Annotated in this window: 18 protein-coding genes; 12 read left to right on the forward strand and 6 right to left on the reverse strand. The window is 73.1% G+C overall.

Annotated features, from left to right (window positions below; translation table 11 throughout):
* The first annotated feature begins 137 nt into the window (after positions 1–137).
* Complete coding sequence (locus tag IE95_RS0111510) at positions 138–2,441, forward strand: sodium-translocating pyrophosphatase (RefSeq protein ID WP_030151774.1); 2,304 nt, start codon at positions 138–140, stop codon at positions 2,439–2,441.
* 122 nt (positions 2,442–2,563) lie between these two features.
* Here the strand turns inward: IE95_RS0111510 and IE95_RS0111515 are convergent, their stop codons facing one another.
* Positions 2,564–3,274: a TetR/AcrR family transcriptional regulator gene (locus IE95_RS0111515; protein WP_240666259.1), complete on the reverse strand. Its 711-nt coding sequence runs from the start codon at positions 3,272–3,274 to the stop codon at positions 2,564–2,566.
* 200 nt (positions 3,275–3,474) lie between these two features.
* Between IE95_RS0111515 and IE95_RS0111525 the strand changes: the two genes are divergently transcribed.
* Positions 3,475–4,044, forward strand: coding sequence for a hypothetical protein (locus IE95_RS0111525; RefSeq protein WP_030151777.1), 570 nt, complete (start codon positions 3,475–3,477; stop codon positions 4,042–4,044).
* 30 nt (positions 4,045–4,074) lie between these two features.
* Positions 4,075–5,664 (forward strand): DUF7059 domain-containing protein, encoded by a 1,590-nt coding sequence (locus IE95_RS0111530; protein WP_030151778.1) that lies wholly within the window; start codon positions 4,075–4,077, stop codon positions 5,662–5,664.
* Between the two features lie 140 nt (positions 5,665–5,804).
* On the opposite strand, the gene IE95_RS0111535 is transcribed toward IE95_RS0111530, so the two are convergent.
* Entirely contained in the window at positions 5,805–6,371 is a 567-nt protein-coding gene (locus IE95_RS0111535; protein WP_030151779.1) for a TetR/AcrR family transcriptional regulator, read from the reverse strand.
* Positions 6,372–6,439: 68 nt separating this feature from the next.
* Here IE95_RS0111535 and IE95_RS0111540 point away from each other — a divergent pair, with 68 nt between their 5' ends.
* From IE95_RS0111540 to IE95_RS0111555, 4 genes are all read left to right on the forward strand, one after another.
* A complete protein-coding gene (locus IE95_RS0111540) occupies positions 6,440–6,904 on the forward strand; it encodes a DUF2867 domain-containing protein (protein WP_030151780.1) in 465 nt (154 codons plus the stop codon).
* Positions 6,905–6,965: 61 nt separating this feature from the next.
* Positions 6,966–7,919, forward strand: coding sequence for a LysR family transcriptional regulator (locus IE95_RS0111545; RefSeq protein WP_030151781.1), 954 nt, complete (start codon positions 6,966–6,968; stop codon positions 7,917–7,919).
* Positions 7,920–8,022: 103 nt separating this feature from the next.
* On the forward strand, positions 8,023–9,507 hold the full coding sequence (locus tag IE95_RS0111550; RefSeq protein ID WP_030151782.1) for a S1 family peptidase: 1,485 nt from the start codon (positions 8,023–8,025) through the stop codon (positions 9,505–9,507).
* A gap of 103 nt (positions 9,508–9,610) precedes the next feature.
* Entirely contained in the window at positions 9,611–10,117 is a 507-nt protein-coding gene (locus IE95_RS0111555) for a P-loop nucleotide/nucleoside kinase family protein (RefSeq protein ID WP_030151783.1), read from the forward strand.
* A gap of 107 nt (positions 10,118–10,224) precedes the next feature.
* Here the strand turns inward: IE95_RS0111555 and IE95_RS0111560 are convergent, their stop codons facing one another.
* Complete coding sequence (locus IE95_RS0111560; protein WP_206053301.1) at positions 10,225–10,923, reverse strand: hypothetical protein; 699 nt, start codon at positions 10,921–10,923, stop codon at positions 10,225–10,227.
* Between the two features lie 274 nt (positions 10,924–11,197).
* Here IE95_RS0111560 and IE95_RS0111565 point away from each other — a divergent pair, with 274 nt between their 5' ends.
* The 3 genes from IE95_RS0111565 to IE95_RS0111575 are packed head-to-tail and all read left to right on the forward strand — an operon-like array spanning position 11,198 to position 17,315.
* Positions 11,198–13,063, forward strand: coding sequence for a DUF3375 domain-containing protein (locus IE95_RS0111565; protein WP_051703036.1), 1,866 nt, complete (start codon positions 11,198–11,200; stop codon positions 13,061–13,063).
* On the forward strand, positions 13,060–13,842 hold the full coding sequence (locus IE95_RS0111570; RefSeq protein ID WP_084690166.1) for a DUF4194 domain-containing protein: 783 nt from the start codon (positions 13,060–13,062) through the stop codon (positions 13,840–13,842). The genes IE95_RS0111565 and IE95_RS0111570 overlap by 4 nt, the downstream gene beginning before the upstream one ends.
* Positions 13,842–17,315, forward strand: coding sequence for an ATP-binding protein (locus IE95_RS0111575; RefSeq protein ID WP_030151787.1), 3,474 nt, complete (start codon positions 13,842–13,844; stop codon positions 17,313–17,315). The genes IE95_RS0111570 and IE95_RS0111575 overlap by 1 nt, the downstream gene beginning before the upstream one ends.
* Positions 17,316–17,431: 116 nt before the next feature.
* On the opposite strand, the gene IE95_RS21260 is transcribed toward IE95_RS0111575, so the two are convergent.
* Both IE95_RS21260 and IE95_RS0111585 read right to left on the reverse strand, forming a co-directional pair.
* Positions 17,432–19,099 (reverse strand): sensor histidine kinase, encoded by a 1,668-nt coding sequence (locus tag IE95_RS21260; protein WP_084690168.1) that lies wholly within the window; start codon positions 19,097–19,099, stop codon positions 17,432–17,434.
* 3 nt (positions 19,100–19,102) lie between these two features.
* A complete protein-coding gene (locus IE95_RS0111585; RefSeq protein ID WP_030151789.1) occupies positions 19,103–19,912 on the reverse strand; it encodes a response regulator transcription factor in 810 nt (269 codons plus the stop codon).
* Between the two features lie 195 nt (positions 19,913–20,107).
* On the opposite strand from IE95_RS0111585, the gene IE95_RS0111590 reads away from it, so the two are divergent.
* A complete protein-coding gene (locus tag IE95_RS0111590) occupies positions 20,108–21,070 on the forward strand; it encodes a phosphatase PAP2 family protein (RefSeq protein WP_240666248.1) in 963 nt (320 codons plus the stop codon).
* 259 nt (positions 21,071–21,329) lie between these two features.
* Entirely contained in the window at positions 21,330–24,167 is a 2,838-nt protein-coding gene (gene topA, locus IE95_RS0111595; protein WP_030151791.1) for a type I DNA topoisomerase, read from the forward strand.
* A 113-nt stretch (positions 24,168–24,280) separates the two neighbouring features.
* Here topA and IE95_RS0111600 read toward each other — a convergent pair whose 3' ends face one another.
* Positions 24,281–25,426 carry a glycerol dehydrogenase gene (locus IE95_RS0111600; RefSeq protein WP_030151792.1) on the reverse strand — a complete coding sequence of 382 codons (1,146 nt, stop codon included), beginning with the start codon at positions 25,424–25,426 and terminating at the stop codon, positions 24,281–24,283.
* Positions 25,427–25,476 lie beyond the last annotated feature (50 nt).

Raw genomic sequence — 25,476 nt, forward strand, 5'->3', positions numbered from 1 at the left:
AGTCGGGCGCACCTCCTCGTGACGTCTCCCACGACGTCTCGTGACGCACGCCACACATGGCTAGACTCGGGCGCATCCTCCGGGGGTGCCGGGGGGCCAGCCGGTGATCCCGGTCCAGCAGTCGTCAAGGAGGACGGATGCTCACGCTCAGCTCCACCAGTCTCACGATCGTCGCGGTGATCGGGGCCATAGGCCTCGCCGCGCTCGTCTTCGCGTTCGTCCTCAGACGCCAGGTCCTGGCCGCTCCCGAGGGCACCGCGAAGATGCAGGACATCGCCCAGGCCATCCAGGAGGGGGCCTCGGCCTACCTCAACCGGCAGTTCCGGACCCTGGCGCTGTTCGCGGTGATCGTCTTCGGGCTCCTGTTCCTCCTGCCGGGCGACGCCGGGATCAAGGTGGGCCGGTCGGTCGCGTTCCTCGTCGGTGCCGGGTTCTCGGCGTGCATCGGCTACCTGGGGATGTGGCTCGCGGTGCGTGCGAACGTGCGTGTCGCGTCCGCCGCGACGCGGCCCGGAGGGCGGGCCGAGGGGGCGCGCGTCGCGTTCCGGACCGGTGGTGTGGTGGGGATGTCCGTCGTGGGTTTAGGCCTGCTCGGTGCGGCCGGCGTGGTGCTGCTGTACCGAGGGGACGCACCGGCGGTGCTCGAGGGGTTCGGGTTCGGGGCTGCACTGCTCGCGATGTTCATGCGCGTGGGCGGCGGGATCTTCACCAAGGCGGCGGACGTCGGTGCGGACCTGGTGGGCAAGGTCGAGCAGGGGATCCCCGAGGATGACCCGCGCAACGCCGCGACCATCGCGGACAACGTGGGCGACAACGTGGGCGACTGCGCGGGCATGGCCGCCGACCTCTTCGAGTCGTACGCCGTCATGCTCGTCGCGGCCCTCATCCTCGGCAAGGCCGCGATGGGTGAGCAGGGGCTCGTCTTCCCGCTGATCGTCACGGCCATCGGCGCGTTCGTCGCGGTCCTCGGCGTGTTCATCACGCGTATCCGCGGCGAGGAGAACGGCCTGCGGGCCATCTACCGCGGCTTCTACCTCTCGGCGCTCCTGGGCGCGGTCCTCGCGGGCGTCGCGGCGTTCGTGTACCTGCCGTCGTCGTTCTCCGAGCTGTCGGGCACCGCGGACCTGGGCGACGTCACGAGCGACCCGCGCGTGGTTGCGGCGCTCGCTGTCCTCATCGGCGTGGTCCTGGCGGGCATCATCCTGTGGGTCACGGGCTACTTCACGGGCACGACGTCGAAGCCCACCCTCCACGTGGCCGCCACCTCCCGCACGGGCGCGGCCACGGTCGTCCTGTCGGGGATCGGGGTCGGGTTCGAGTCCGCGGTGTACACCGCGGGCATCATCGCGGCAGCGATCTGCGGGGTGTTCCTCATCGCGGGCGGCTCGGTGTGGCTGTCGCTGTTCCTCATCGCGCTCGCGGGCTGCGGGCTCCTGACGACGGTCGGCGTGATCGTCGCGATGGACACGTTCGGTCCCGTCTCGGACAACGCGCAGGGCATCTACGAGATGTCTCTCGGCGAGGCGGGAGACGACCACCCGGAGGCCGCGCAGATCCTCACCGACCTCGACGCAGTGGGCAACACGACCAAGGCCATCACCAAGGGCATCGCGATCGCGACCGCCGTCCTCGCGGCGACCGCGCTGTTCGGGTCCTACGCGGACGCCGTGGGCGGGGCGCTCGCGGACATCACGAACCCGGCGGGCGGGCTCGTCGTCTCGATGCTGGACTACTCGATCATCTCGCCCATCACCCTGGTCGGGGTGATCCTCGGCGCCGCGACCGTGTTCCTGTTCTCGGGACTCGCGATCGACGCCGTGACCCGCGCGGCCGGTGCGATCGTCTACGAGGTGCGCCGCCAGTTCCGCGAGCACCCCGGGATCATGACGTACGAGGAGCGCCCCGAGTACGGCAAGGTCGTCGACATCTGCACCCGTGACTCGCTGCGTGAGCTCGCGACCCCGGGCCTGCTGGCTGCGTTCGCACCGATCGCCGTGGGCTTCGGGCTCGGGGTGGGGCCGCTCGCGGGCTTCCTCGCGGGGGCCATCGGCGCCGGCGTGCTCATGGCCGTCTTCCTGGCGAACTCGGGCGGGGCGTGGGACAACGCGAAGAAGATCGTCGAGGACGGCGCGTACGGCGGCAAGGGATCGCCCGCGCACGAGGCGACCGTCGTCGGCGACACCGTGGGCGACCCGTTCAAGGACACCGCCGGCCCGGCGATCAACCCGCTGCTCAAGGTCATGAACCTGGTCTCGGTGCTCATCGCGCCGGCCGTGGTGCTGCTGAGCGTCCCCGAGGACGCCAACCACACGTTGCGCATCGGCATCGCGGTGGTCGCGGCGGGCATCGCGTTCGGGGCCGTCATCCTGTCGAGGCTGCGCGCGGCGCGCGTGGACCGCGAGCAGATGTCGGAGGAGCCGCAGGCGGTACGGGCGGGCTGAGGTCGCGCCCTCTCTCGACGAGGTGTCAGAACGAGCGTGACCTCGAGGTCACGCTCGTTCTGACACGTCGGTGGACCCGGCGACGTGGACGCCGGCACAGCGGGCGCGCGTCCGCTCCCGCACTACCGCCAGTGCTCGAGCAGCCGCGCCGTCGTCCCCGTCGCTCTGTCGAGGACGTCCTGGGTCCCGTCGGCGGCCGCGGACAGGAGCGCGGCGTCGATGAAGTGACCCAGGAGGTCGACGTCGGTGACGTGCTCGTACCCGCACGCCTCGAGCACGGTCCGCAGGGCTGCGAGCAGCCGAGGGCGGCTCGCGCGCAGGATGGGGCGCAGGGCGGGGTCGCGCATCGCGGTGAGCACGGGGTCGAGCCGGACGTCGACGACCTGGTCGTCGACCGAGGGTGCGTAGAACGTCTCGATGAGCAGGCGTGCCGTCGTCGTGGTCGAGCGGTCGCGCCGTGCGAGACCGGCAGCCTTCTCGGTCGCCGCGGTGCCGCGCAGGTCCTCGGCGGCCGCGACCGCGGCCGTGACGAGCGCGGAGCTCGACGGGAAGTAGTACGAGGCGGAGCCCTGCGGGACCTGCGCCGCGCGGGCGACCCGTCGGTGCGTGACGGCCGGGAAGCCCTCGGCGAGCAGGAGGCGCGCGGCGGCGTCGACCATGGTGCGCTGCCGGTCGCTGCTGCGGGCCTGGACGGGTACGCGCGCGTCGGTGCTCCGCCGTCGGGCGGGGGGCGTGAGATCCGGGGGGACGGTGGAAGGTGTGTCGGGGCGGGCGAGGAGGACCTCGCCCTCCGGTCCTGTGGCGTAGGAGGGTCCGACCGTCTCTCGCTGCATCGCGCTCACGCGGTCATCCTAGGGAGAAACCGGACCAAGAGGGCGTCGTCCACCGTGGAGAACTGGTGACGGTCGCGGTGCAGGTGGTCGGGATCCGGGGCCGATCGGGCCTCGCCGCAGGCCCGTCCCGCGCCGATCGGGCACCCCTGGTGCAGCCCCGGCAGTTTCGGCGCACGGCCTCCAGCCCGCATCATGGAGGCATGAAGACCTCGTTCCTGCGCCCGACGACGGCGCTCGCCGTCGTCGCGCTGCTCGCCCTGGGAGCCTGCTCGGGTGAGGGCGGCACCGAGTCGTCCGCCGCGTCACCCACGTCGTCCGCGACCGACGGAGCCGCCGGCACGGCGACCGAGAGCACTGCGGTCGACGCTGCGACCGACGCGGCGTCGGCGGCCGACGCGGACGCCGCAGCCGCGGAGGGGGACCCGGCCGTCGACACGTCGTTCTGCGCCGAGACCGAGGCTGCGTGGGCCGCGGCCAACACCGCGCAGGTCTCGATGAGCGTCGACCACCCGCGCACCCTGGTGACCGGGTTCGAGAACGCCCGGGTCGCGCTGACCAGCGTCGAGCCCCCGGCGGACGTCGCGGCCGACTGGAAGACCGTGACGTCCTACGTCTCGACCGCTGCCAAGGCGCTCGCGAAGGCCGACAGCGACGCCCCGAAGGAGATCGTCAAGGCGCTCGACGACGCGGGCAAGGACCTCGACACGGACGCGATGACGGCGGCGTCGGCGCGTGTCACGGCCTACCTGGACACCACCTGCGGCGGGTGAGTCTGGCCGTGGTCGGGGGAGGATAGGGGCATGTCCCTCGGTGAACCCACGATCGACCCACGCCTGCTGCCGCTGCTGCGCGACGACCTCGCGGCCGCCTCCTACACGGTCGACGGGGTCGAGGACTTCCTCGGCCCCCTCGCGGCCGCGGCCCTGCACCGCGAGCAGGCCGTGCCCGCGCTGCGCGTCGCCCGGGCCGCGCTCGACGACGTGACCGGTGCGGCGTCGTCGGGCAGGAAGGACCCGCGGGCCGTCCTCGCCGGGCTCTTCCTGCTGGGCCTCGAGGTCCGTCGCGCGGACCTCGACGCCGCGCTACCGGGCGTGGGGACCGACGGCGCCGCTCGCCTCGGGCTCGTGGCGGCGGCAGGCAACGGGCCCGACGACGGCGTCCGCGCCCTCCTCGACCTGCGCCCCTACGCCGCGGCCGACGCGGCCGGTCCGGTCACGTGGTGGCTGGCCTCGGACCTGGGCGAGCTCGCGACCGGGCGGCGCCTCGCGGGCGACCACGTGCTGGGCGCGGGCGGCGCGTCGATCACGCTCGCGCAGGTCACGATGCGCACCCCGGTGGACCGGGTGCTCGACCTCGGGACGGGTTGCGGCATCCAGGCCCTGCACGCCTCACGGCACGCACGGTCGGTCGTCGGGACCGACATCTCCCGACGTGCGCTGCGGTTCGCCGAGTTCAACGCGGCCCTCGACGGGGTGAGCCTGGACCTGCGGGAAGGGTCGATGCTGGACCCCGTCGCGGGGGAGCAGTTCGACCTCGTGGTCTCCAACCCGCCGTTCGTCATCACGCCGCGCGGTGTCCCGGGAGGGACCGGCAGCGCCATCCCTGAGTACGAGTACCGCGACGGGGGGCGTGCGGGCGACGACCTCGTGCGGGACCTGGTCCTGGGAGTCGGGGACGTGCTGGCGCCGGGCGGCGTCGCGCAGATGCTCGGCAACTGGGAGCAACGGCGGGGCGAGCCCTGGACCGAGCGCGTGGGCGCCTGGCTGGAAGAGGCCGGGCTCGACGGCTGGATCATCCAGCGTGAGGTCCTGGACCCGGCCGAGTACGCCGAGACGTGGATCCGCGACGGCGGCACGACCCCCGAGCGCGAGCCCGGGGCCTGGGCCGCGTCGTACGAGGCGTGGCTCGACGACTTCGCGACGCGCGACGTCGAGGCCGTGGGCTTCGGGATCGTCACGCTCCGCAAGCCCGCCGAGGGGCATGGCGTGAGCCTGCGCCGCCTCGAGGAGCACACCGGGTCGGTACGCCAGCCGCTCGGCGGGCACCTGGCCGCCTCGCTCGCGGCGCACGACTGGCTCGAGGCCCGGGACGACGCGGCTCTCGCGTCCTCGCGCCTCGCGGTGGCCCCCGACGTGACCGAGGAACGCTACCTGACGCCCGGTGCCGAGGACCCGAACGTCCTGATCGTGCGCCAGGGCGACGGCCTGGGCCGGGGGATCCAGTCGTCGACAGGGCTCGCGGCGCTCGTGGGGGCGAGCGACGGAGAGCTCACCGTGGGCCAGCTGATCGGGGCGATCGCGTCGCTGTTCGAGGTCCCGGCCGGTGACCTCGCGGGCGAGCTGCTCCCGGCGGTGCGTGGCCTGGTGCGTGACGGCTTCCTGCTCCCGTGAAGTTCCCCGGCGCCTCGGTGCCGAGCATGCGGTTGTCGTCGTGAGACGGCCGGTTTTCGACGCCAACCGCATGTTCGACGAACGCCAAACGCATGCTCGGCAGCGCCGAGCCACCCGCAAGGCCCGGCCGGAGCGTGCCGTCAGCCCCGCCCGAGGATCATCGTGAGGCTCAGGTCGCGCATGGTCCGCGCGTCGTCGCCCGTCGGGGCGAGGTCCGGGGTGGCGAGCGTCAGGTGCTCTGCGCCCACGACGGTCGCGAGCGCGATGGTCGCGCGCGCCCGGGCCTCGGCGGGCGAGAAGCCTGCCGCGCGCAGGAGGCGCGTGACGACGTCGAGCCGCTGGGTCGTGACGCGGTTCATGGCTGCGGCGACGCCCGGGAGGTCGGTCTGCGCGTAGAGGAGCTGCTCGCCCGTCCGGGGTGATCGGCGGCGGGTCACGGCGGTGAAGAGCGCGGCGAGCTGGTCGGCGGGGCTGCCGGGCGTGGCCTCGACCTCCTCGACGATGCGCGCGGTCTCGGTCTCCCAGCGGGCGAGGACGGCGTCGACGAGGGCCTGCCGGTCGGCGAAGTGCCAGTAGAACGAGCCCTTGGTCGCGCCGAGCGTGCGCGCGACGGGTTCGATCTTGACGGCGTCGAGCCCTGCGGTCGTGAAGGCGTCGTAGGCGGCGTCGACCCAGGCGGTGGCGTCGAGGCGGGTGGTCGGCGGCATGGTCCGTACGCTACCGTACGGACTATCCGTACGGTGCCGTACGGGCCGGTTCGAGGAAGGCCATCCCCATGACCGCAGCACCCGCGACGCCCCACTTCTCCTCGCTCGCGTTCGAGGACGTCCCGCGACCCGACCACGCCGACGTCGTGGTCGTGCCCCTGCCCGACGGCGCCACGACCGACCCCGCCGCGTGGGCCCGCGCGATCTTCGACGTCCGCTCGACGCCCCTGTGGGTGCGCGCCGCGTTCGTCCTGCGGCAGGCCCTCGTCCCGCTCATCGGCGTGAGTCGCGGCGACCAGAGCGTGTTCGCCGTCTCCCGGGTCGAGGGCGAGGAGGCGCTCATCGTCGCGGACGACACGCACCTCGACTTCCGCTGCGCGGTAGGGGTCGACGGCGCCGCTCGCCTCGTGCGCGTCACGACCGTCGTGCGTCTGCACGGCTGGAAGGGTCGGGCGTACTTCGTCCCGGTGCGCCTGGCCCACGGTCCCGTGCTGACCGCGATGTTGCGCCGGGCGGCTCGCCGCCTGGGCTGACCGGCCCCCTTCGCTGCCTGACGAGGCGCGGATCTTCACCCGCCGCGCTAGTTTCAGGCCCATGGACCTCGAGCTCCGCCACCTGCGGCTGATCGTGGCCGTCGCGGACCACGGGAGCGTGACACGTGCCGCGGCGGCCCTCGGGATCGCGCAGCCCGCGCTGACCGCGCAGCTCAACCGCATCGACCGCTCGCTCGGCGGGCAGGTCTTCACGCGCGACCAGCGCGGTGCTCACCCCACGGCCCTCGGGGAGCTCGTCCTGGGCCGCGCCCGCATGGTCCTGCCCGCCATGACGTCGCTGCTCGACGACGTCCAGCAGCACGTCAACCGCGACGAGGACGGGATGGGGACGTTGCGCGTCGGGACCGTGGCGAGCGCGCTCGCGGGACGGTTCGTGCACCGCCTCGTCACTGCGCTGCCCGACGTCCGCGTCACGACCGCCACGAGCTGGTCCGTGGACGAGACCGCGCAGCAGGTCGCGGCGGGCACGGTCGACGTCGCGCTCGTGGGCCTGTGCTCCGACGCGAGCCCGCCCACGACGGGCGGCGTGACGTGGTGGCGCGTCGACGTCGACCCCGTGTTCGTGCTGCTGCCGGACCGGCACCCGCACGCCGACCGCTCGTCGGTCCCGCTGGGCGAGCTCGCCGACGAGGTGTGGCTCAGCGGCCCCGGGGACGGGTGCTTCGAGCGCTGCTTCGCGCAGGCGTGCGCGCGGGCTGGCTTCACGCCGTCGGGCCTGAGCGAGGCCGACCGGCCGACCGTGATCGACCTGGTCCAGGCCGGGCACGCGGTCGCCCTGGTCCAGCCGACGTTTCCTGACACCCCGGGCACGCAGGTCGTGCCGCTCGACGGTGCGCCGTTGCGATGGGCGCACTACGTGGGCTGGCGCGGTGGCGCCGCGCACCTGCCCGTCGAGGTGCTCGTGGACGCCGCCGTCCGGTCCCACCACGACGCCGTGAGCCGCAGCCCGCGCTACCTGTGCTGGCTCGACACCTACGGGGAGACCCGTACATAACGCCCCGGTATGACCCGGTTGCCATCTGTGCCGCCCGCGTCCCGCTCCCTAGCGTGAGCCTCGTTCACCCGGCGATCCCGGGACCCGACGAAGGGACATCGAGATGGCACGATCATTCTGGAGGACGCTCGCCACGGCGTGCGCCGCGACGGCACTGGTTGCCGGCCCCGCAGCGCTCACCGCGAACGCCGCGACGCCCACCCCCGACACCCCGACCGTTTCACCCCAGACCTCCTCGAAGGTCTCGCCCGAGGTGCTCCGCGCCCTCCAGCGGGACCTGGGGCTGAGCGCCAAGGACGCGACGAAGCGTCTGGCGTTCCAGTCCGACGCGGCGAGCACCGAGGACGCTCTCGCCGACAGCCTGGACGCCTACGCGGGCGCCTGGGTCGACCCTGCGAGGAACACCCTGTACGTCGGCGTCGCCGACAGGGCCGAGGCCAAGGAGGTCCGTTCGGCCGGAGCGACCCCCGTGGTCGTCGACCACACGCTCGCCGAGCTCGACACGTGGAAGGCGGCGCTCGACGGTGAGCTCAACGACCCCGCGGGCGTCCCGAGCTGGTTCGTCGACGTCACGACCAACCAGGTCGTCGTCAACGTGCACGACGGCGGACGCGCCCTCGCGGAGCTGGCTGCCGCGAGCGCGGGCGTGCCCGCCGACGCCATCACCTACGTGACGACGACCGAGGCTCCTCGTCCCCTCGTCGACGTGGTGGGCGGCAACGCGTACACCATGGGTTCGGGCGGGCGCTGCTCGGTCGGCTTCGCGGTGAACGGGGGCTTCATCACGGCCGGGCACTGCGGCTCGGTCGGCACCCGCACCTCGGGGCCGGGCGGCACGTTCCGGGGGTCGAACTTCCCCGGCAACGACTACGCCTGGGTGCAGGTCGACGCGGGTAACACCCCGGTCGGCGCGGTCAACAACTACAGCGGTGGGCGCGTCGCGGTCGCAGGGTCGACGGCCGCGCCCGTGGGGGCCTCGGTCTGCCGGTCCGGTTCCACGACGGGCTGGCACTGCGGCACCATCGGCGCGTACAACACCTCGGTGACGTACCCGCAGGGCACCGTCTCGGGGCTCATCCGCACGAACGTGTGCGCCGAGCCCGGCGACTCGGGCGGCTCGCTCCTCGCGGGCAACCAGGCGCAGGGCGTGACCTCGGGCGGGTCGGGCAACTGCTCGTCGGGCGGGACGACGTACTTCCAGCCCGTCAACGAGGCCCTCGGGGTGTACGGGCTCACGCTCGTGACCTCTGACGGTGGGGGCACCGAGCCGCCGCCGACCGGGTGCCAGGGCTATGCGCGGACCTACCAGGGCAGCGTCTCGGCCGGGACGTCGGTCGCGCAGCCGAACGGTTCGTACGTCACGACCGGGGGCGGGACGCACCGGGTGTGCCTGAGCGGACCGGCGGGCACGGACCTGGACCTGTACCTGCAGAAGTGGAACGGGTACTCGTGGGCCAGCGTCGCGCAGTCGACGTCGCCTGGTGCCACGGAGGCGGTCACGTACACCGGGACCGCCGGCTACTACCGCTACGTGGTCCACGCGTACGCGGGTTCGGGGGCGTACACCCTGGGGGCGACGACCCCGTAGCGGTTGCGCTCGAGAACGAGGTTGAGGTCGCTACCGGTCCGGTGGCGGCCTCAACCTCGTTCTCGGCGCGCCCCGGAAACATGGAGGGCCTAGTCTCACGATCGTGCTGATCGCGATGGCGGGACTTCCCGGGACGGGCAAGAGTCGACTCGCGCGCCTGCTCGCGCGCGACCTGAGGGCCGTGGTGCTCAGCGTCGACCCCGTCGAGGACGCGTACCTCCGGGCTGGGGCCGTGCACGACGACGTCACGGGCCTGGGTGCGTACCTCGCCGTGGAGTCGGTCGCGGAGGAGAACCTGCTCCTGGGGCACGCCGTCATCGTCGACGCGGTCAACGACCACCCCGCGGCCCGGCAGCAGTGGGTCGACCTCGCGGTGCGCGTCGGGACCAGGCTCTGGTTCGTCGAGGTCTACCTCGCGGACGAGGACCTGCACCGCGAGCGCCTCGTGACCCGGGGCACGCGGTACCCGGCCCTGCCCGAGCCCGGGTGGGACTCGCTCGCCGAGCGTGCCCGGGCGCTCGCGGGCTGGACCGACCCGCGGCTGCGGCTCGACGCGTCGCTCGACGACGCGGAGCTCCTCGCGGCGGCCAAGGACTGGCTGGACGGCTGAGCCCCGCTGCCGAACATGCGGTTGGCGTCGGAATCCGGCCCGGACAGGACGCGAACCGCATGTTCGGCAGACGCCAACCGCATGCTCGGCCGCCGCCGCCGCCGCCCTCACGCCCCGCCGGACCGGTGGCCGGCCGCCGAGTCCACCGGGGCCGCCGAGTCGACGGGGCCGCCCGGGCCCTCGGAGTCCGGCCCCTCGCTGCGTCCAGCACCCGCGCCCTTCGCACCGACCTTCGCCTCGCTCCCCAGCCCGAGCAGCACCCACACGGGACCGAACACGATCCACGCCCCGAGCACGATCGAGACCCGCAGCGCCCAGCTCCACAGCGGGTCGCCGGGCCACAGGGCGGGAGCCACGAGCCCGGTGCCCGCGACGGTCGAGAGCGTCGCGATCACACCGAGCGCGATCACCGCGGCGATCAGCGCCTTGCCGAGCTCTCGCATCTCGTGGACGAGCCCCGCCAGGCCGTCCTTGGGCGGCTTGACGGGTGCGGGACCGTCGCCGAACCAGTGCGCGGCGCGGACGTCGGCCCACGAGACGACCGAGTGCCCGAACGCGACCGTGAACCCCAGGTACACGGCTGCGAGCCCGTGCACGGCCTCGGGCGGAGACCCGCCCGCGACGTCCGCGATCGACACGGTCACGAGCAGCAGGTCGATGAGGGGCACGCTGAGGAGCAGGACCGTGCTGAGCCGTCTCCTGCGCAGCACGTACCGCGAGATCAGGCCCGCGCCGAGCACGACCCAGAAGCCGACCTCGCACGCGAGGATCAGCAGGACCAGCGGGTTCTCCAGGAGGCTCGGCATGGTGTCCATGCTGGTCGGGTGCAGGCCCGACGGCGTCGCCCACCTCGCCGATCTTCGCTCGCCGCGCGTACATCGTTCGACGGAGGGCTGCGACGGAGGTCCCCGTCGGCAGGAACGGGCATGCCGGGTCTCCGTGCCGATCCCGGGATCGTGGGACCCGGCGCCTAGGATGCTCGGTGCGGCTGATCGTGCGATCCCCTGCGGCGACCGCCCCGACCGGCGCGCGACCCAGCCCCGGTCGACACCGACACCGGACACGCGCGAGAGGGCCTGAGTGCAGCACGACGACATCGACGCCCTGCGGCGCACCCCCGCCTGGCGCCTCCTGCGCTCGGACAACGCCCCGCTCGCACTGAGCTTCCTGGGCACGGTCTTCGTCGAGCAGAACGTCCGCTCGATCGGTGAGGCCGAGCTGGTCTCCCTCCTGGACGACGCGCTGTACGCGATCGACGGTCCGGTGCCTGCCCGTGCGCAGCCCCGGCCCGCGACCGACGGTGACGGGACCACGGTGGCGAGCGACGTCGTCGGGCAGGAGGGGGCGGACGCAGAAGGGGAGACCGCGGCCGGGGCGCGCAGGTACCCGCGCTCGCCCAAGGCCTACCTCGACCACTGGGCCGCGCCCGAGCAGGGCTGGCTGCGCAAGTTCTACCCGACGGGCTCGGAGGAGGCGCACTACGACGCGACCCCGGCCGTCGAGAAGGCCGTCTCGTGGGTCTCCGCGCTGCGTGAGCGCAGCTTCGTCGGCACGGAGTCACGCCTCAACACGGTCTTCGAGCTGTTGCGCCAGCTCACGGTCGGCACCGAGTCCGACGCCGACGCGCGCCTGCGCGAGCTCGAGGCGCGGCGGGCGCGGATCGACGAGGAGATCGAGCGCGTGCGCGCAGGCCAGCTCTCGCTGCTCGACGCCGCGGCCCAGCGCGACCGCTACCAGCAGCTCACGGGCACGGCCGCCGACCTGCTCGCGGACTTCCGGGAGGTCGAGGCGAACTTCCGGACCCTCGACCGCGAGATGCGCGAACGCATCACGGGTTGGGACGGCGCCAAGGGCGACCTGCTGGACGCGGTCGTCGGGAGCCGGTCCGCGATCGCGGACTCGGACCAGGGGCGCAGCTTCCACGCGTTCTACGACTTCCTCCTCGACCGCCAGCGGCAGGAGGAGTTCGCCGAGCTCGTCGAGAAGGTCCAGGCCCTGCCCGCGCTCGAGGAGCAGGTCGGGGACGACGGCGAGGCCGCCCCCGGCGTCACGGGTCGTGCGGCCGGACGCCGCCTGCGCCGCATCCACTACGACTGGCTCGACGCGGGCGAGCGCACGCAGTCGACCGTGCGCGTCCTGTCCGAGCAGCTCCGCCGCTTCCTCGACGACCAGGTGTGGCTCGAGAACCGGCGCGTGATCGACGTGCTGCGCAGCATCGAGTCGCGCGCCCTCGCGCTGCGCGACACACCGGACCGCCTGCGCCTGGGGGCCGCCGACACGGGGCCGCTCGCGACGACCATGGACGCCACCTCGGTCGACGTGCACCTGCCGACCGAGCGCCCCCTCTACCGGCCCCAGCACCAGGAGCCGCTCGCGAGCGAGGGCGTGACCGCGGGCGTCGCCGACTTCGACGCGTCGGCCCTGTTCACGCAGGTCCACGTCGACCCCGAGCGCCTGAGCCGCACCGTCCGCGACGCGTTGCGACGCCGGGGCCAGGTCTCGCTCGCGCAGCTCGTCGAGGAGAACCCGCTCGAGCAAGGACTCGCGGAGCTCGTGACGTACCTGTCGCTCGACGACCCGCGCTTCGCCGTCGTGCACGACCCCGCGCACACCGACGAGGTGCGGTGGGTGGTCGACGACGTCGACGCCGTGCCGGGCGGCCCCGGCGGTGCGTCAGGCGCCGAGGACGAGGCCGCAGGAGCCACCGACGCCCCGGGCGCCGCGGTCGACGACGGGTCCCGCCCGGGGCCCGCCGGGCCGCGCGTGCGCGTCGCCCGCGTCCCACGCGTCACGTTCGCCCGGACCGGGGCCAAGGACCTCGCGGGCGCGGTCGCCCGCTCGCTCGCGCAGGCACCACCCGTCGCGGCCGAGCAACCGTCCGCTCCGCCCGACCCCCCGTCGGGCCGGAAGCAAACCCAGCCGTCTTCCCAGGAGGGAACCCCGTGAGCCAGCAGCCCGTCCGGACCGAACGCCCCGGGCAGACCGGTGGGCCCAGCCCCGAGCTCTCGCTCGTCGTGACCTCGCTCGTCAAGGGCGTCGTCTACCGCGAGGCGGGCACGCGCACATGGCGCGACCTGCTCGCGCTCGAGGCGCAGGCGCGGGACTTCGTCGCGACGCTGGGCCTGGAGATCGTGATCGACGAGTCCGAGGGGTACGCGTACCTGCGCGCACAACCCGAGGAGGAGCACGACGGCACGTTCATCCCGCGCCTCGTCGCGCGCCGCGAGCTGTCGTTCGACGTGAGCCTGCTGCTCGCGCTGCTGCGCAAGCGCCTCGCGCAGTTCGACTCCGAGGGCGGCGACACGCGCCTGGTCCTGACGCGCGACGAGATCGTGGACCTCGTCCGCGTCTTCCTGCCCGGGTCCAGCAACGAGGCCCGCGCGCGCGACCGCGTCGAGGCCAACGTGCGCCGCGTCGTCGAGCTCGGGTTCCTGCGACCCGTGCCCGACACCCCGGACACGTACGAGGTGCGGCGCATCCTCAAGGCGTTCGTCGACGGGCAGTGGCTCGCGGACTTCGACGCGCGCCTCGCGGAGTACGCGGCCGAGCTCGCGTCGCGCGACGGGGGAGCGCTCCTGCCCGACGACGGAGCACCCGCGGGTGCGCCGACCATGCGGTTGTCGCAGGCCGAGCATGCGGTTGACGTCGAGAACGGGCCCGAACCCGACGCCAACCGCATGCTCGGCACCGAGCCCGGCACCGGCACGACCCACGAGGAGGCCTGATGGCCGAGGCACTGTTCAGCGCGGTCGAGCTGCACGACGCGGCGGCGGACCTGGACCAACGGTCGGGCTACCGCCTCGACCGGCTCGAGGTCCTCAACTGGGGCACGTTCGACAAGTACGCGTGGAGCTTCGAGCTCGAAGGGCGCAACGCGCTGCTCACGGGCGACATCGGCTCGGGCAAGTCGACCATCGTCGACGCCATCACGACGCTGCTGCTCCCCGCGAACCGCATCAGCTACAACAAGGCCGCCGGCGCGGACACGCGCGAGCGCACGCTGCGCTCCTACGTCGCCGGGCACTACAAGTCCGAGCGCAACGAGGTCACGGGCGCCTCCCGGCACGTTGGCCTGCGCCGCGGCCACACCTATTCCGTCATCCTGGGCGAGTTCGCCAACCGCGGCTTCGACTCGCGCGCCGTGCTGGCCCAGGTGTTCTGGCTCAAGGACGGCGCACAGGGCCAGCCCGAGCGCTTCTACGTCACCAGCACGTCACCCATGACGATCGCCGACGACTTCGCGGGCTTCGACGGCGACATCAACGTCCTGCGCCGCCGCCTGCGCGAGTCCGGCGCGCAGGTCCGCGACCACTTCCCTGAGTACGGGCGCGACTTCCGCCGCCTGCTCGGCATCGAGTCCGAGCAGGCCATGGAGCTGTTCCACCAGACCGTGTCGATGAAGTCGGTCGGCGACCTCAACGAGTTCGTGCGAGAGCACATGCTCGAACCGTTCGACGCGGCCCGCTGGACCGAGAAGCTCGTCGCGCACTTCGACGACCTCACGAGCGCGCACGACGCCGTGGTCAAGGCCCGCGCGCAGATCGACCAGCTCGCGCCCCTGCTCGCCGACGCCGACGCGTACGACGCCGCGGGCGAGCAGGTGCGGACCCTGTCCGCCCAGCGCGAGGCCCTGCGAGGCTTCACCGCGGGGCGCCGGGTCGAGGGGCTCGACGCGCGCATCGGCGAGCTCGAGGCGTCGACCGCAGCCCGCGCCGACGGCCTCGACCGCCTCAAGGAGGAGCTCGCGCTGCTCGACGCCGAGCGCCAACGGCTCGAGGTCGAACGCGCCGGGCACGGCGGCGACCGGCTCGCGCAGATCGAGGGCGAGGTCGCGCGGCGCGAGGTCGAGCGGGCCGAGCGCCGCGCCAAGGCCGACGAGTACGCGCGCTACCTGGCCGCCGCGAGCCTGGAGCCCGTGACGTCGAGGGACGAGTTCGCGGCGCTGCGCGAACGCACGGCCGACCTGCAGTCGCAGGCGCAGGACGCCCTCGGCGAGATCGAGGGTCGCGCAGGGGAGGTCGCGGCCGAGCTGCGCGCCGTCGAGGCCGAGGCCCGCGAGATCAACGCCGAGCTCACGTCGCTGGCCGACCGCGAGTCCAACCTGCCCCGCACGAGCCTGGACCTGCGCTCGCGCCTGTGCTCCGACGTCGGGCTCACTGAGGCCGACCTGCCCTTCGCGGGCGAGCTCATCGGCGTGCGCGCCGAGCACGCCGAGTGGGAGGGCGCCGCCGAGCGCGTCCTGCGCGGCTTCGCGCTCTCGCTCCTCGTGCCCGCCCAGCACTACGACGCCGTCTCGGCGTGGATCAACTCGCACGACCTGCGGTCCAAGCTCGTCTACCACCGGGTGCCCGCGCCCACCGGTGGCCGCTCGGGGAAGGGGCGCGGCGCCGTCGGGACGCCCGCGAGCCGGGACGACGGGCCGCTCCTCGCGGACCTGCTCGAGGTCAAGGACGGCGACCTCGCGACCTGGCTGAGCGACGAGCTCGAACGCCGCGCGGACTACGTGTGCGCCGAGGCGCTCGCGGACTTCCAGCGCGTGCCGCGTGCCGTGACGCGCGAGGGGCAGGTCAAGCACTCGGCGAGCCACCACGAGAAGGACGACCGCCGCGCCGTCCGCGACCGCAGCGGCTACGTCCTCGGTTGGAGCAACCAGGGCAAGATCGACGCGCTGCTCGACGAGGCCACCGACGTCACGACGCGGCGCACGGCCCTGGAGGAGCGGCGGGACGCGGTCGGGCGCGAGAAGAACGAGGCGATCTCGCGGTCGGGTGCGCTCAACCGGCTCGACGTGTTCCGCGAGTGGCGCGAGCTCGACTGGGAGGAGCCCGTGCGGGCGATCGCCGAGCTCCACGAGGAGAAGCGGCGCATCGAGGGCGCGTCGACCGAGCTCAGCCGCATCGCCGACCAGCTCCGCGACCTCGCGCGCCGGGCTGCGGGCATCGCGTCCGAGCGGGACGCGCTGCTCTCGGCGGCCGGCGCCGACAAGCACGCTCTCGACAGCGCGCGCACGCAGCGCGACCGGTCGGCGCGCGTGCTCACCGAGCAGGGTCCGCTCGACGCGGCACTCGGGGACGAGCTCGCCCGGCTGTTCGACGCCGAGGCCCGCGACCAGGCCACCGCCCAGGGCGGCGCGCCGGGTGACGTCGAGCCCGACGCGATCGAGAGCGCGCTGCGCACCCGGCTCACGAGCCGGGTCGAGGAGGCGCAGGCCCGGCAGGGGCAGCTCGGGACGCGCATCGCCGCGCAGATGACGGCGTTCCGCGCCGCGTACCCCGTCGAGACGACCGAGCTCGACAACGACGTGCGCTCGGCCCCCGAGTACCGGGCGCTGCACGAACGGCTCACGCGCGACGACCTGCCGCGCTTCGAGGTCGACTTCAAGACGTACCTCAACACCAACACGATCCGCGACATCGCGGGCTTCCACGCCGAGCTCTCCAAGCAGGCGGACCTGATCCGCGAGCGCGTCGAGATCATCAACGACTCGCTGCGCGCGATCGACTACAACCCCGGCCGGTACATCCGCCTCGAGATGGCGCCCACGCCCAACACCGAGGTGCGCGAGTTCCGGGCGGACCTGCGGGCGTGCACCGACGGCGCCCTGGGGCTCGACCTCGAGGGGCGCCGTGACGAGGACACGGGCGAGGAGACCGTCGCGTACTACTCGGAGGAGCGGTTCCTGCGGGTCAAGGCGATCGTCGAGCGCTTCCGCGGACGTGAGGGGCAGGCCGAGGCCGACGAGGCGTGGAAGCGTCGCGTGACCGACGTGCGGAGCTGGTTCGTGCTCTCGGCCTCCGAGCGGTCGCGCGAGGACGACGTCGAGCACGAGCACTACTCCGACTCGGGCGGCAAGTCCGGCGGTCAGAAGGAGAAGCTCGCCTACACGATCCTCGCAGCCTCGCTCGCGTACCAGTTCAAGCTCGACTGGGGCGCGGTGCGGTCCAAGGCGTTCCGGTTCGTCGTGATCGACGAGGCGTTCGGCCGCGGGTCGGACGAGTCGACGCGGTTCGCGCTCGAGCTCTTCAAGAGCCTCGGGCTCCAGCTGCTCATCGTGACGCCGCTGCAGAAGATCCACGTCATCGAGCCGTACATCTCGGCCGTGGGCTACGTCGACAACCCGACGGGCCGCAACTCGCGCCTGCGGACCTTGACGATCGAGGAGTACCAGCAGGAGAAGGAGGCCCACGCGGCCCTCTGAGCGGTGTCTCCGGGTACCTCTTCGGTGCCGAGCATGCGGTTGGCGTTCGGTTTCGTCCCTTTCCGGACGCCAACCACATGTTCGGCGGACGCCCACCGCATGTTCGACGAGGGACGTCAGCCGCGCGGCAGGCGGACCTCGAACGTCGTGCCCGACGACGGAGCCGGGCCCGCGTCGTGCACCGTGATCTCGCCGCCGTGCGCCTGGACCACGGCCTGCGCGATCGCGAGGCCCAGCCCGGTCGAGCCGCCTACCCGGTTGCGTGCCGAGTCGCCGCGGCTGAACCGTTGGAACAGCGACGGCAGCAGGGCGGGCGGGATGCCGGGGCCGTCGTCGGTCACGGACAGGACGACGTGGTCGTCGCCGTCGGGCCGCAGACGCACGACCACGCGCGTGCCCGGCGGGGTGTGGACGCGGGCGTTGCCCAGCAGGTTCGTGAAGACCTGGCGCAGACGCGCTTCGTCACCCACGACCGTGACGTCGGGGATGTCGAACGTGTCGTCGCCATCGGCCCACAGCGCGTCGCCCTCGGCCGGGTTCCCGTCACCCTCGGCGGGAGGTCCGTCACCCTCGGCGGTGTGGCCGTCGCCCTCGAGCATCGGGTCCTCGCCCCCCGCGAGCGGCAGGTCCAGCTCCCACACGTGGTCGCGACTGGCCGCGTGGGCGTCGGCGACCGCGTCGATCGCGAGCGCCGCGAGATCCACGGGCTCCCGGTCGAGCGGTCGGCCGGCGTCGAGCCGGGCGAGCAGCAGGAGGTCCTCGACGAGCTCACCCATGCGCAGCGCCTCGGACTCGATACGGTCGAGCGCGCGCAGGGTGTCGGGCGGCACGTCGTCGGGGGAGCGGCGCACGAGCTCCGAGTACCCGCGGATCGACGCGAGGGGCGTGCGCAGCTCGTGGCTCGCGTCGGCGACGAACTGGCGGACCTGTGTCTCGGACTCGTGGCGGGCGGTGAGGGACGCCTCGACGTGGTCGAGCATGCGGTTGAGCGCCGCGCCGACCTGCCCGACCTCGGTCCGCTCGTCCGTGAACTGCTCGTCGACGCGCGGGATCTCGCCGACCTCTCCCCGGTCCAGGGGCAGCTCGGACACGTGCACGGCGGCGTCGGCGACCGAGTCGAGGGGCCGCAGGGAGCGGCGGACGAGCCAGGTCCCGAGCACCGACGCGAGCACGATCCCTGCGATCACGAGCCCGGCCTCGACGAGCAGGTAGCGTTCGAGCGTCTCGGTCACCGCGGACGTGCTCATCGCGGTGATGCTGGGCTCGCCCCGCTGGGTCGTGGTCGAGACGGCGCGGAACGAGCCGAGGCCGCTCACCTCGACCGTGTGGGGGCGGTCGTCGGCGGGCACGGTCTCGAGCTCGGCGACCTGTCCGTCCGTGAGCTGCTGGAGGTTGCCGGACGCGTCGATGTACCCGGCGAACCGCACCTCGCCGCCCGAGTAGACGACGTCCACGGTCCCGGCGCCCTGACCGGGAGGCAGAGGGTCGCCGTTCTCCGTGCCCGACGACGGAGCCTCACCTGACGACGGCACCTCGCCCGGGGAGGTCCCTGCGCCGGGGTCCTGGGCCGGGTCGCCCGGCCGGTCGAAAGGCCCGCGCTCGGCGCGCTGGCTCGCCTGGACGAGCTCGTCGTCGAGGCGGTCGACGAGGCTGGTGCGCAGCGCGAGCGCTGAGCTGACGGCGAGCGCGACGCTGAGGACGAGCAGGATCGCGACGAGGACGACGACGAGCTGTCGGCGCAGGGTGCGCGGTCGGGCGGTGGCCGACGCCCGGGGTGAGGTCACGCGTCAGGCCTTCGCGGCGCCGTCGGGAGCGCCGTCCGCCGGCGACGACGCTCCCTCGGCGGGCTTGATGACGTACCCGACGCCGCGCAGCGTGTGGATCATGGGCTCGCGGCCCTTGTCGATCTTGCGGCGCAGGTAGGAGATGTAGAGCTCGACGATGTTGGCCTGCCCGCGGAAGTCGTAGTTCCACACGCGGTCGAGGATCTGCGGCTTGGACATGACGCGCCGGGCGTTGCGCATGAGGTACCGCAGGAGCTCGAACTCGGTCGCCGACAGGTGGACGGGGTCGCCGCCGCGGAACACCTCGTGCGAGTCCTCGTCGAGGACCAGGTCGCCGACCACGACGGTCGAGTCCTCGCGGGCGGCGGTCGCGCCGCCGCGGCGCATGAGGCCGCGCAGCCTGGCCACGACCTCTTCGAGGCTGAACGGCTTGGTCACGTAGTCGTCGCCGCCCGCGGTGAGTCCCGCGATGCGGTCCTCGACGGTGTCGCGGGCCGTGAGGAACAGGACGGGGAGGTCGGGCGAGTTCGCGCGGATGCGGCGCAGCACGGTGAGGCCGTCGAGGTCGGGCAGCATGACGTCGAGCACGATCACGTCGGGCCCGACGTCACGGGCCGTGCGGATCGCGGACTGCCCGTCGAGGGCGGTCGAGACGTCCCATCCCTCGTAGCGCAGCGCCGAGGTGAGGAGCTCGGCGAGGTTGGGCTCGTCGTCGACCACGAGGACGCGCACGGGCGAGCCGTCGGCCCGGGTCAGGCGTTCGGCGGCGCGCGGGGAGACGAGGGGTTCCGTGGGCGCGGGGGTCGTGGTCATGGGTCCATCGTGCGCGCGCTGTCTCGGTCGTGCCTGTGGCGTTCCTATGAACCGACTGTGAGGGTGCGGACCGGGTCGAGGCGGCGCTCGCGGGTGGGCGTTGCCGTCGCCTGCGCGGAGGACCACCCGCCGCCACGCCCTGACCTGCCCGTTCTCTTCGCCGGATCCCCACACGCGGTGACCTACGGTGGACGGGTGAGCTTCCCTCCTCCTCCGACGACGCAGCCGACCGCACGCCCGCTGGGTCCCCCGCGGGCCGTCGGGGCGCGCCCCGTGCACGCGCCGAGCACGGGGGCGACGCACGTCGGTGCTCGTGTCGCGGCGAGCATGACGGCCCTCGCGGCGGTCGTCCTCGTGTGGCAGGTCTGGCAGTACTTCGTCGCGACCGAGGAGGGGCAGCACCTGGACCAGGCGGCGCTGCGCGGGTCCGACTACGGTCGCGGCACGCTGTGGGCGCTCGGGGAGCCCGTGCTCGACGTCGTCTCGGTCAGCTTCGTCGTGCTGGGCCTGGGCACGGCCATGGGGATCGCGCTGCTGCGTCGGCGCTGGGGGCTCGCGGTCCAGGTCGCGTTCGTCGTGGTCGGGTCGAACATCACGACCCAGCTCCTCAAGAAGTCGGTCCTCGACCGACCGGACCTGATCGGCGGCGGGTGGGGCGTGGGGAACACGCTGCCCAGCGGGCACACCACGGTCGCGGCCTCGGTCGCGGTCGCGCTGCTGCTCGCCGTCCCGCGGGCGGCGCGCCCGGTCGTCGCGGTCCTGGGCGGGACGTACACGGCCGCCACGGGAGTCTCGACCCTGATCGGTCACTGGCACCGACCGAGCGACGTGGTCGCGGCGCTCCTCGTCGTGACCGCGTGGACCGCGCTCGCGCTCGCGCTCACCCCCACGAGCGCGCTCGACCCGGTCCCGGCGCGCGGCAGCGGTGCCTACCCCGGTTCGGTCGTCGTGGCGGTGCTGCTGTTCCTGGGGGCCGGGGCTGCCCTGCTCGGTGCCGCGTGGTGCCTGCGCGAGGTCCATCCCGCGAGCTGGGACATGACCGACCTCGCCGAGACCACGGCGTACGTGGGCGGGGCGCTGGGGGTGGTCGCCGTGACGGCGATCTCGTTCGCCGTGCTGCTCCTGCTCCGCCAGGCGACGTCCCGTCCCGAGACGTGACCGTCGTCCACAGATCTGGGGACGGTGCGCCCGTGCAGGCGTCCCCGACGACCGCGAGCCCCGGCCACGGGGGCCGTCCACAACGGATAAGGTGCCGCCTGGCGCCAGTGGCGTAACGTCATAGGCTGCCGGTGGGAACGGGACGGTGGGGTCGTGTGCCCTGCCTCTGCCCGACGCCGGACCCCACCTCAGCACCTCGGCCCACCCGGAGATCGCTCCGGGTACGAGCCGCACCAGCAGCAACGGAAAGCAGGAACGGATGTCCTCAGGTCGCAAGCTCGTCATCGTGGAGTCCCCCACGAAGGCACGCAAGATCCAGGGCTACCTCGGTGACGACTTCGAGGTGGAGTCGAGCGTCGGGCACATCCGCGACCTCCCGCAGCCGTCCGAGCTGCCCGCCGACATGAAGAAGGGGCCGTTCGGCAAGTTCGCGGTCAACGTCGACGAGGGCTTCGAGCCCTACTACGAGGTGTACGCGGACAAGAAGAAGAAGGTCGCGGAGCTCAAGCGCGCCTTGAAGAACGCCGACGAGCTCTACCTCGCGACCGACGAGGACCGTGAGGGCGAGGCCATCGCGTGGCACCTGCTCGAGGAGCTCAAGCCCAAGGTGCCTGTGCACCGCATGGTCTTCCACGAGATCACGCGAGAGGCCATCGAGCGTGCGCTCGAGAACACGCGCGACCTCGACGAGCACCTGGTCGACGCCCAGGAGACGCGGCGCATCCTCGACCGTCTCTACGGCTACGAGGTCTCGCCGGTCCTGTGGCGCAAGGTCCGCCAGGGGCTGTCCGCGGGGCGCGTCCAGTCGGTCGCGACGCGCCTGGTCGTCGAGCGTGAGCGTGAGCGCATGGCGTTCGTCGCCGCCGAGTACTGGGACGTGTCCGGCACGTTCTCGCTCGCCGACCCCAGCGCCGAGGACGCCGACAAGAGCTTCGACGCCCGCCTGGTCCAGTTCGGCGGGGCGCGCGTCGCCTCTGGCCGCGACTTCGACGACCGTGGGCAGCTCAAGCCCGCGGCGGCGCGTGACGGCGTGGTCCAGCTCGACGAGCAGGCCGCCTCGCTCGTGGTCGGTGGGCTCGAGGGGGCCGACTTCGCGGTCCGCAGCCTCGAGACCAAGCCGTACACGCGCCGTCCGGCGGCGCCGTTCACGACGTCGACGCTCCAGCAGGAGGCGAGCCGCAAGCTCCGCTTCAACTCGCGGCAGACCATGCGTACCGCGCAGGCGCTGTACGAGAACGGCTACATCACCTACATGCGTACGGACTCCCCGTCGTTGTCGGCCGAGGCCACGGACGCCGCGCGTCGCCAGGCCGCCGAGCTGTACGGGCCCGAGTTCGTGCCCGGTTCGCCGCGCGTCTACGCGTCGAAGGCGAAGGGCGCGCAGGAGGCCCACGAGGCCATCCGCCCCGCCGGCGACTCGTTCCGCACACCGGCCCAGGTCGCCCGCGAGATCAGCGGCGACCAGTTCAAGCTGTACGAGCTCATCTGGAAGCGCACGGTCGCGTCGCAGATGGCGGACGCCAAGGGGTCGACGGCGTCGGTGCGGCTGGCTGCGCCGATCGGCCTGACCGCGGTGGCCCCGCTCTCGGGCAAGACGTTCGTGCCGGACGGCCCGGCCCCCGAGGCCGTGTTCGCGGCCTCCGGCACGGTCATCTCGTTCCGCGGCTTCCTCGCCGCGTACGAGGAGGGCACCGACGACGGCGCGGAGACGGCCGACGGCACCTCCGCGAAGTCCGGCCGCCGGCGCAACGACGAGGACGCCCGCCTGCCCCAGATGAGCGAGGGCGACCTGCTCGGCGGCCGGGACCTGACCGCTGACGGTCACTCGACGTCCGCACCCCCGCGCTACACCGAGGCCAGCCTCATCAAGGCGCTCGAGGAGCGCGGCATCGGGCGCCCGTCCACGTTCGCGTCGACGATCTCGACGATCCAGGACCGCGGGTACGTGCTGTCGCGCGGCCAGGCTCTGGTCCCGAGCTGGCTCGCGTTCGCCGTGATCCGGCTCCTGGAGGAGCACTTCGAGTGGCTCATCGACTACGACTTCACCGCGGAGATGGAGGCCGACCTCGACGCGATCGCCGCCGGCGACAAGGACCGCGTCGCCTGGCTGACCCGGTTCTACTTCGGGGACGGCACGGGCCGTGAGGAGGGCGAGGGGCTGCGCCAGCTCGTCGACGACCTCGGCGAGATCGACGCGCGCGACATCAACTCGGTCCAGATCGGTGAGGGGATCCAGCTCCGCGTAGGTCGGTACGGGCCGTACGTCGAAGATCTGTCCGTCCCGGTCAAGGAGGGGGAGAACCCGCCGCGCGCCTCGGTGCCCGACGACCTGGCCCCCGACGAGCTCACGGTCGACAAGGCGCGCGAGCTGCTTGCCGCGGGCGCCGACGACGGTCGGGTCCTCGGCACCGACCCCGGGTCGGGGAACCCCGTCGTGGCCCGCGCGGGACGTTACGGCCCGTACGTGACCGAGCAGCTCCCCGAGCCGACGTTCGACGAGGGGCTGTCGGCCGCGGCGCTCAAGAAGGCCAAGGCCGCGCTGCCCAAGCCCCGCACGGCGTCGCTGCTCAAGGACATGAGCCTCGACACCGTGACGCTCGAGGACGCGCTCCGGCTGCTGTCGCTGCCGCGCGTCGTCGGCACGGACCCGGAGACGGGTGTCGAGATCACCGCGCAGAACGGCCGCTACGGTCCGTACCTCAAGAAGGGCACGGACTCGCGCACCCTCCCGTCCGAGGAGGCCATGTTCACGGTCACGCTCGAGGAGGCGCTCGAGCTGTACAAGCAGCCCAAGCGCGGTCGCGGTGCCACGGCCACCCCGCCGCTTCGCGAGCTCGGTGAGGACCCGACGTCGGGCAAGCCCATCGTCGTCAAGGACGGCCGCTTCGGCGCGTACGTCACGGACGGCGAGACGAACCGGACGCTGCCGCGCGACCTGACGCCCGAGTCCATCACTCCGGAGAAGGCCATCGAGCTCCTCGCGGAGAAGCGCGCGGCGGGCCCGGCGAAGAAGAAGGCCCCGGCCCGCAAGGCCCCGGCGAAGAAGCCCGCTGCGAAGAAGGCCCCGGTCAAGAAGGCGTCGGCCGAGAAGAAGTAGCGGTCGCGGCTCGGAGCTCTCGGGAGAGGGCCCCCGAACCGGCCCGCGCGTGACGAAGGCCCCGGACCTGCACCCCTGAGGGAGCGGGCCCGGGGCCTTTGTCGCGCGGAACCTCAGTGGTGCGTGTGCGCGACCGGCTCGGGCAGGCCCGCGTCCGCGCGGATCGAGCGCGACAGTCCCTCGATCGAGCGCAGCGCGTCGACGAGCTCGGGCACGCGGACCTCGAAGGGCATCGCGTGGATGGTCTCGCCGGGGGCGGTCGCTGCCTCGGCGACGCGGCGCAGGTCGCCCACGTCGGCCGTCGTGAGCCCGATCTCGGTGAGCGTGTTGGGCAGCCCGACGCGCGTCGTGAACTCCACGAAGTCGCGGACCTCCTGCGACGGGGCGCCCTCCAGCACGAGCTGGGTCAGCGAGCCGATGTTGACCTTCTGGCCGTGCGTGAGGCCGTGGGTCTGCGGTGCTGCCGTGAGTCCGTTGTGGATCGCGTGGGCCGCGGCGAGGCCGCCCGACTCGAAGCCCAGCCCGGACAGCAGGGTGTTGGCCTCGACCACGGCGTCGACCGCGGGCGTGACGAGGTGCTCCTTGACGGCTTCGATCGCGGGCAGCGAGCTCTCCCACAGGATCTTCCAGGAGAGCTCGGCGAGCGCGGTGCCCGTGATGAGCGGCAGGCCGCCCGCCATGGTCGTCGCGTTGGCCTTGGCCACGGCGCGCGCCTCGATCCAGGTGGCGAGCGCGTCGCCGATGCCCGCGACGAGGAACCTCACCGGGGCGTTCGCGACGAGCTGGGTGTCCACGAGGACCAGGTCGGGGTTGTGCGGGAAGAAGCGGTACTCCTCGAACGCACCGTCCTCGGTGTAGATCACGGACAGCGCGGAGCACGGCGCGTCGGTCGACGCAAGGGTCGGCACCGAGACCCAGCGGATTCCTTCGAGGTGCCCGGCGGCCTTGACCGCGTCGATGGTGCTGCCGCCACCGATGCCCACGATCACGTCGGCGCCGCTCTCGCGGATGCGCCGTGCGAGGTGGTCGACGGCGGCCGCGGTCGCGTACGTGCCGAAGCCCTCGCGCTCGCGGCGCAGGTTCGCGGCCTGGAACGACTCGGCGACGGTGTCCTCGACGATCTCCCACACCACGTCGTCGGCCACGAGCAGCGGCTTGGTGCCGATCGGGGCGACGAACTCACCGAGCCGGGACAGCGCGCCGCGCGACTGCACGTAGCGCAGGGGGCTGATGAGGGTGCGGATCGGGATCTCGGACATGGGGGCCTCCTCGGAGTGCTGGACAGGACGTCACCGGACCCGCGCGGAGG

Origin of the sequence: Oerskovia turbata (assembly GCF_000718325.1) — a bacterium.
Lineage (GTDB): Bacteria > Actinomycetota > Actinomycetes > Actinomycetales > Cellulomonadaceae > Oerskovia > Oerskovia turbata.

Excerpts from the sequence above, each read along its gene's own strand:
- IE95_RS0111545 (WP_030151781.1), top strand. The coding sequence starts at position 6,966 with ATGGACCTCGAGCTCCGCCACCTGCGGCTGATCGTGGCCGTCGCGGAC.
- IE95_RS0111575 (WP_030151787.1), top strand. The coding sequence starts at position 13,842 with ATGGCCGAGGCACTGTTCAGCGCGGTCGAGCTGCACGACGCGGCGGCG.
- IE95_RS0111550 (WP_030151782.1), top strand. The coding sequence starts at position 8,023 with ATGGCACGATCATTCTGGAGGACGCTCGCCACGGCGTGCGCCGCGACG.
- IE95_RS0111585 (WP_030151789.1), bottom strand. The coding sequence starts at position 19,912 with ATGACCACGACCCCCGCGCCCACGGAACCCCTCGTCTCCCCGCGCGCC.
- topA (WP_030151791.1), top strand. The coding sequence starts at position 21,330 with ATGTCCTCAGGTCGCAAGCTCGTCATCGTGGAGTCCCCCACGAAGGCA.
- IE95_RS0111600 (WP_030151792.1), bottom strand. The coding sequence starts at position 25,426 with ATGTCCGAGATCCCGATCCGCACCCTCATCAGCCCCCTGCGCTACGTG.
- IE95_RS0111530 (WP_030151778.1), top strand. The coding sequence starts at position 4,075 with ATGTCCCTCGGTGAACCCACGATCGACCCACGCCTGCTGCCGCTGCTG.
- IE95_RS0111540 (WP_030151780.1), top strand. The coding sequence starts at position 6,440 with ATGACCGCAGCACCCGCGACGCCCCACTTCTCCTCGCTCGCGTTCGAG.
- IE95_RS0111525 (WP_030151777.1), top strand. The coding sequence starts at position 3,475 with ATGAAGACCTCGTTCCTGCGCCCGACGACGGCGCTCGCCGTCGTCGCG.
- IE95_RS0111535 (WP_030151779.1), bottom strand. The coding sequence starts at position 6,371 with ATGCCGCCGACCACCCGCCTCGACGCCACCGCCTGGGTCGACGCCGCC.
- IE95_RS0111510 (WP_030151774.1), top strand. The coding sequence starts at position 138 with ATGCTCACGCTCAGCTCCACCAGTCTCACGATCGTCGCGGTGATCGGG.
- IE95_RS0111560 (WP_206053301.1), bottom strand. The coding sequence starts at position 10,923 with ATGCCGAGCCTCCTGGAGAACCCGCTGGTCCTGCTGATCCTCGCGTGC.
- IE95_RS0111515 (WP_240666259.1), bottom strand. The coding sequence starts at position 3,274 with ATGCAGCGAGAGACGGTCGGACCCTCCTACGCCACAGGACCGGAGGGC.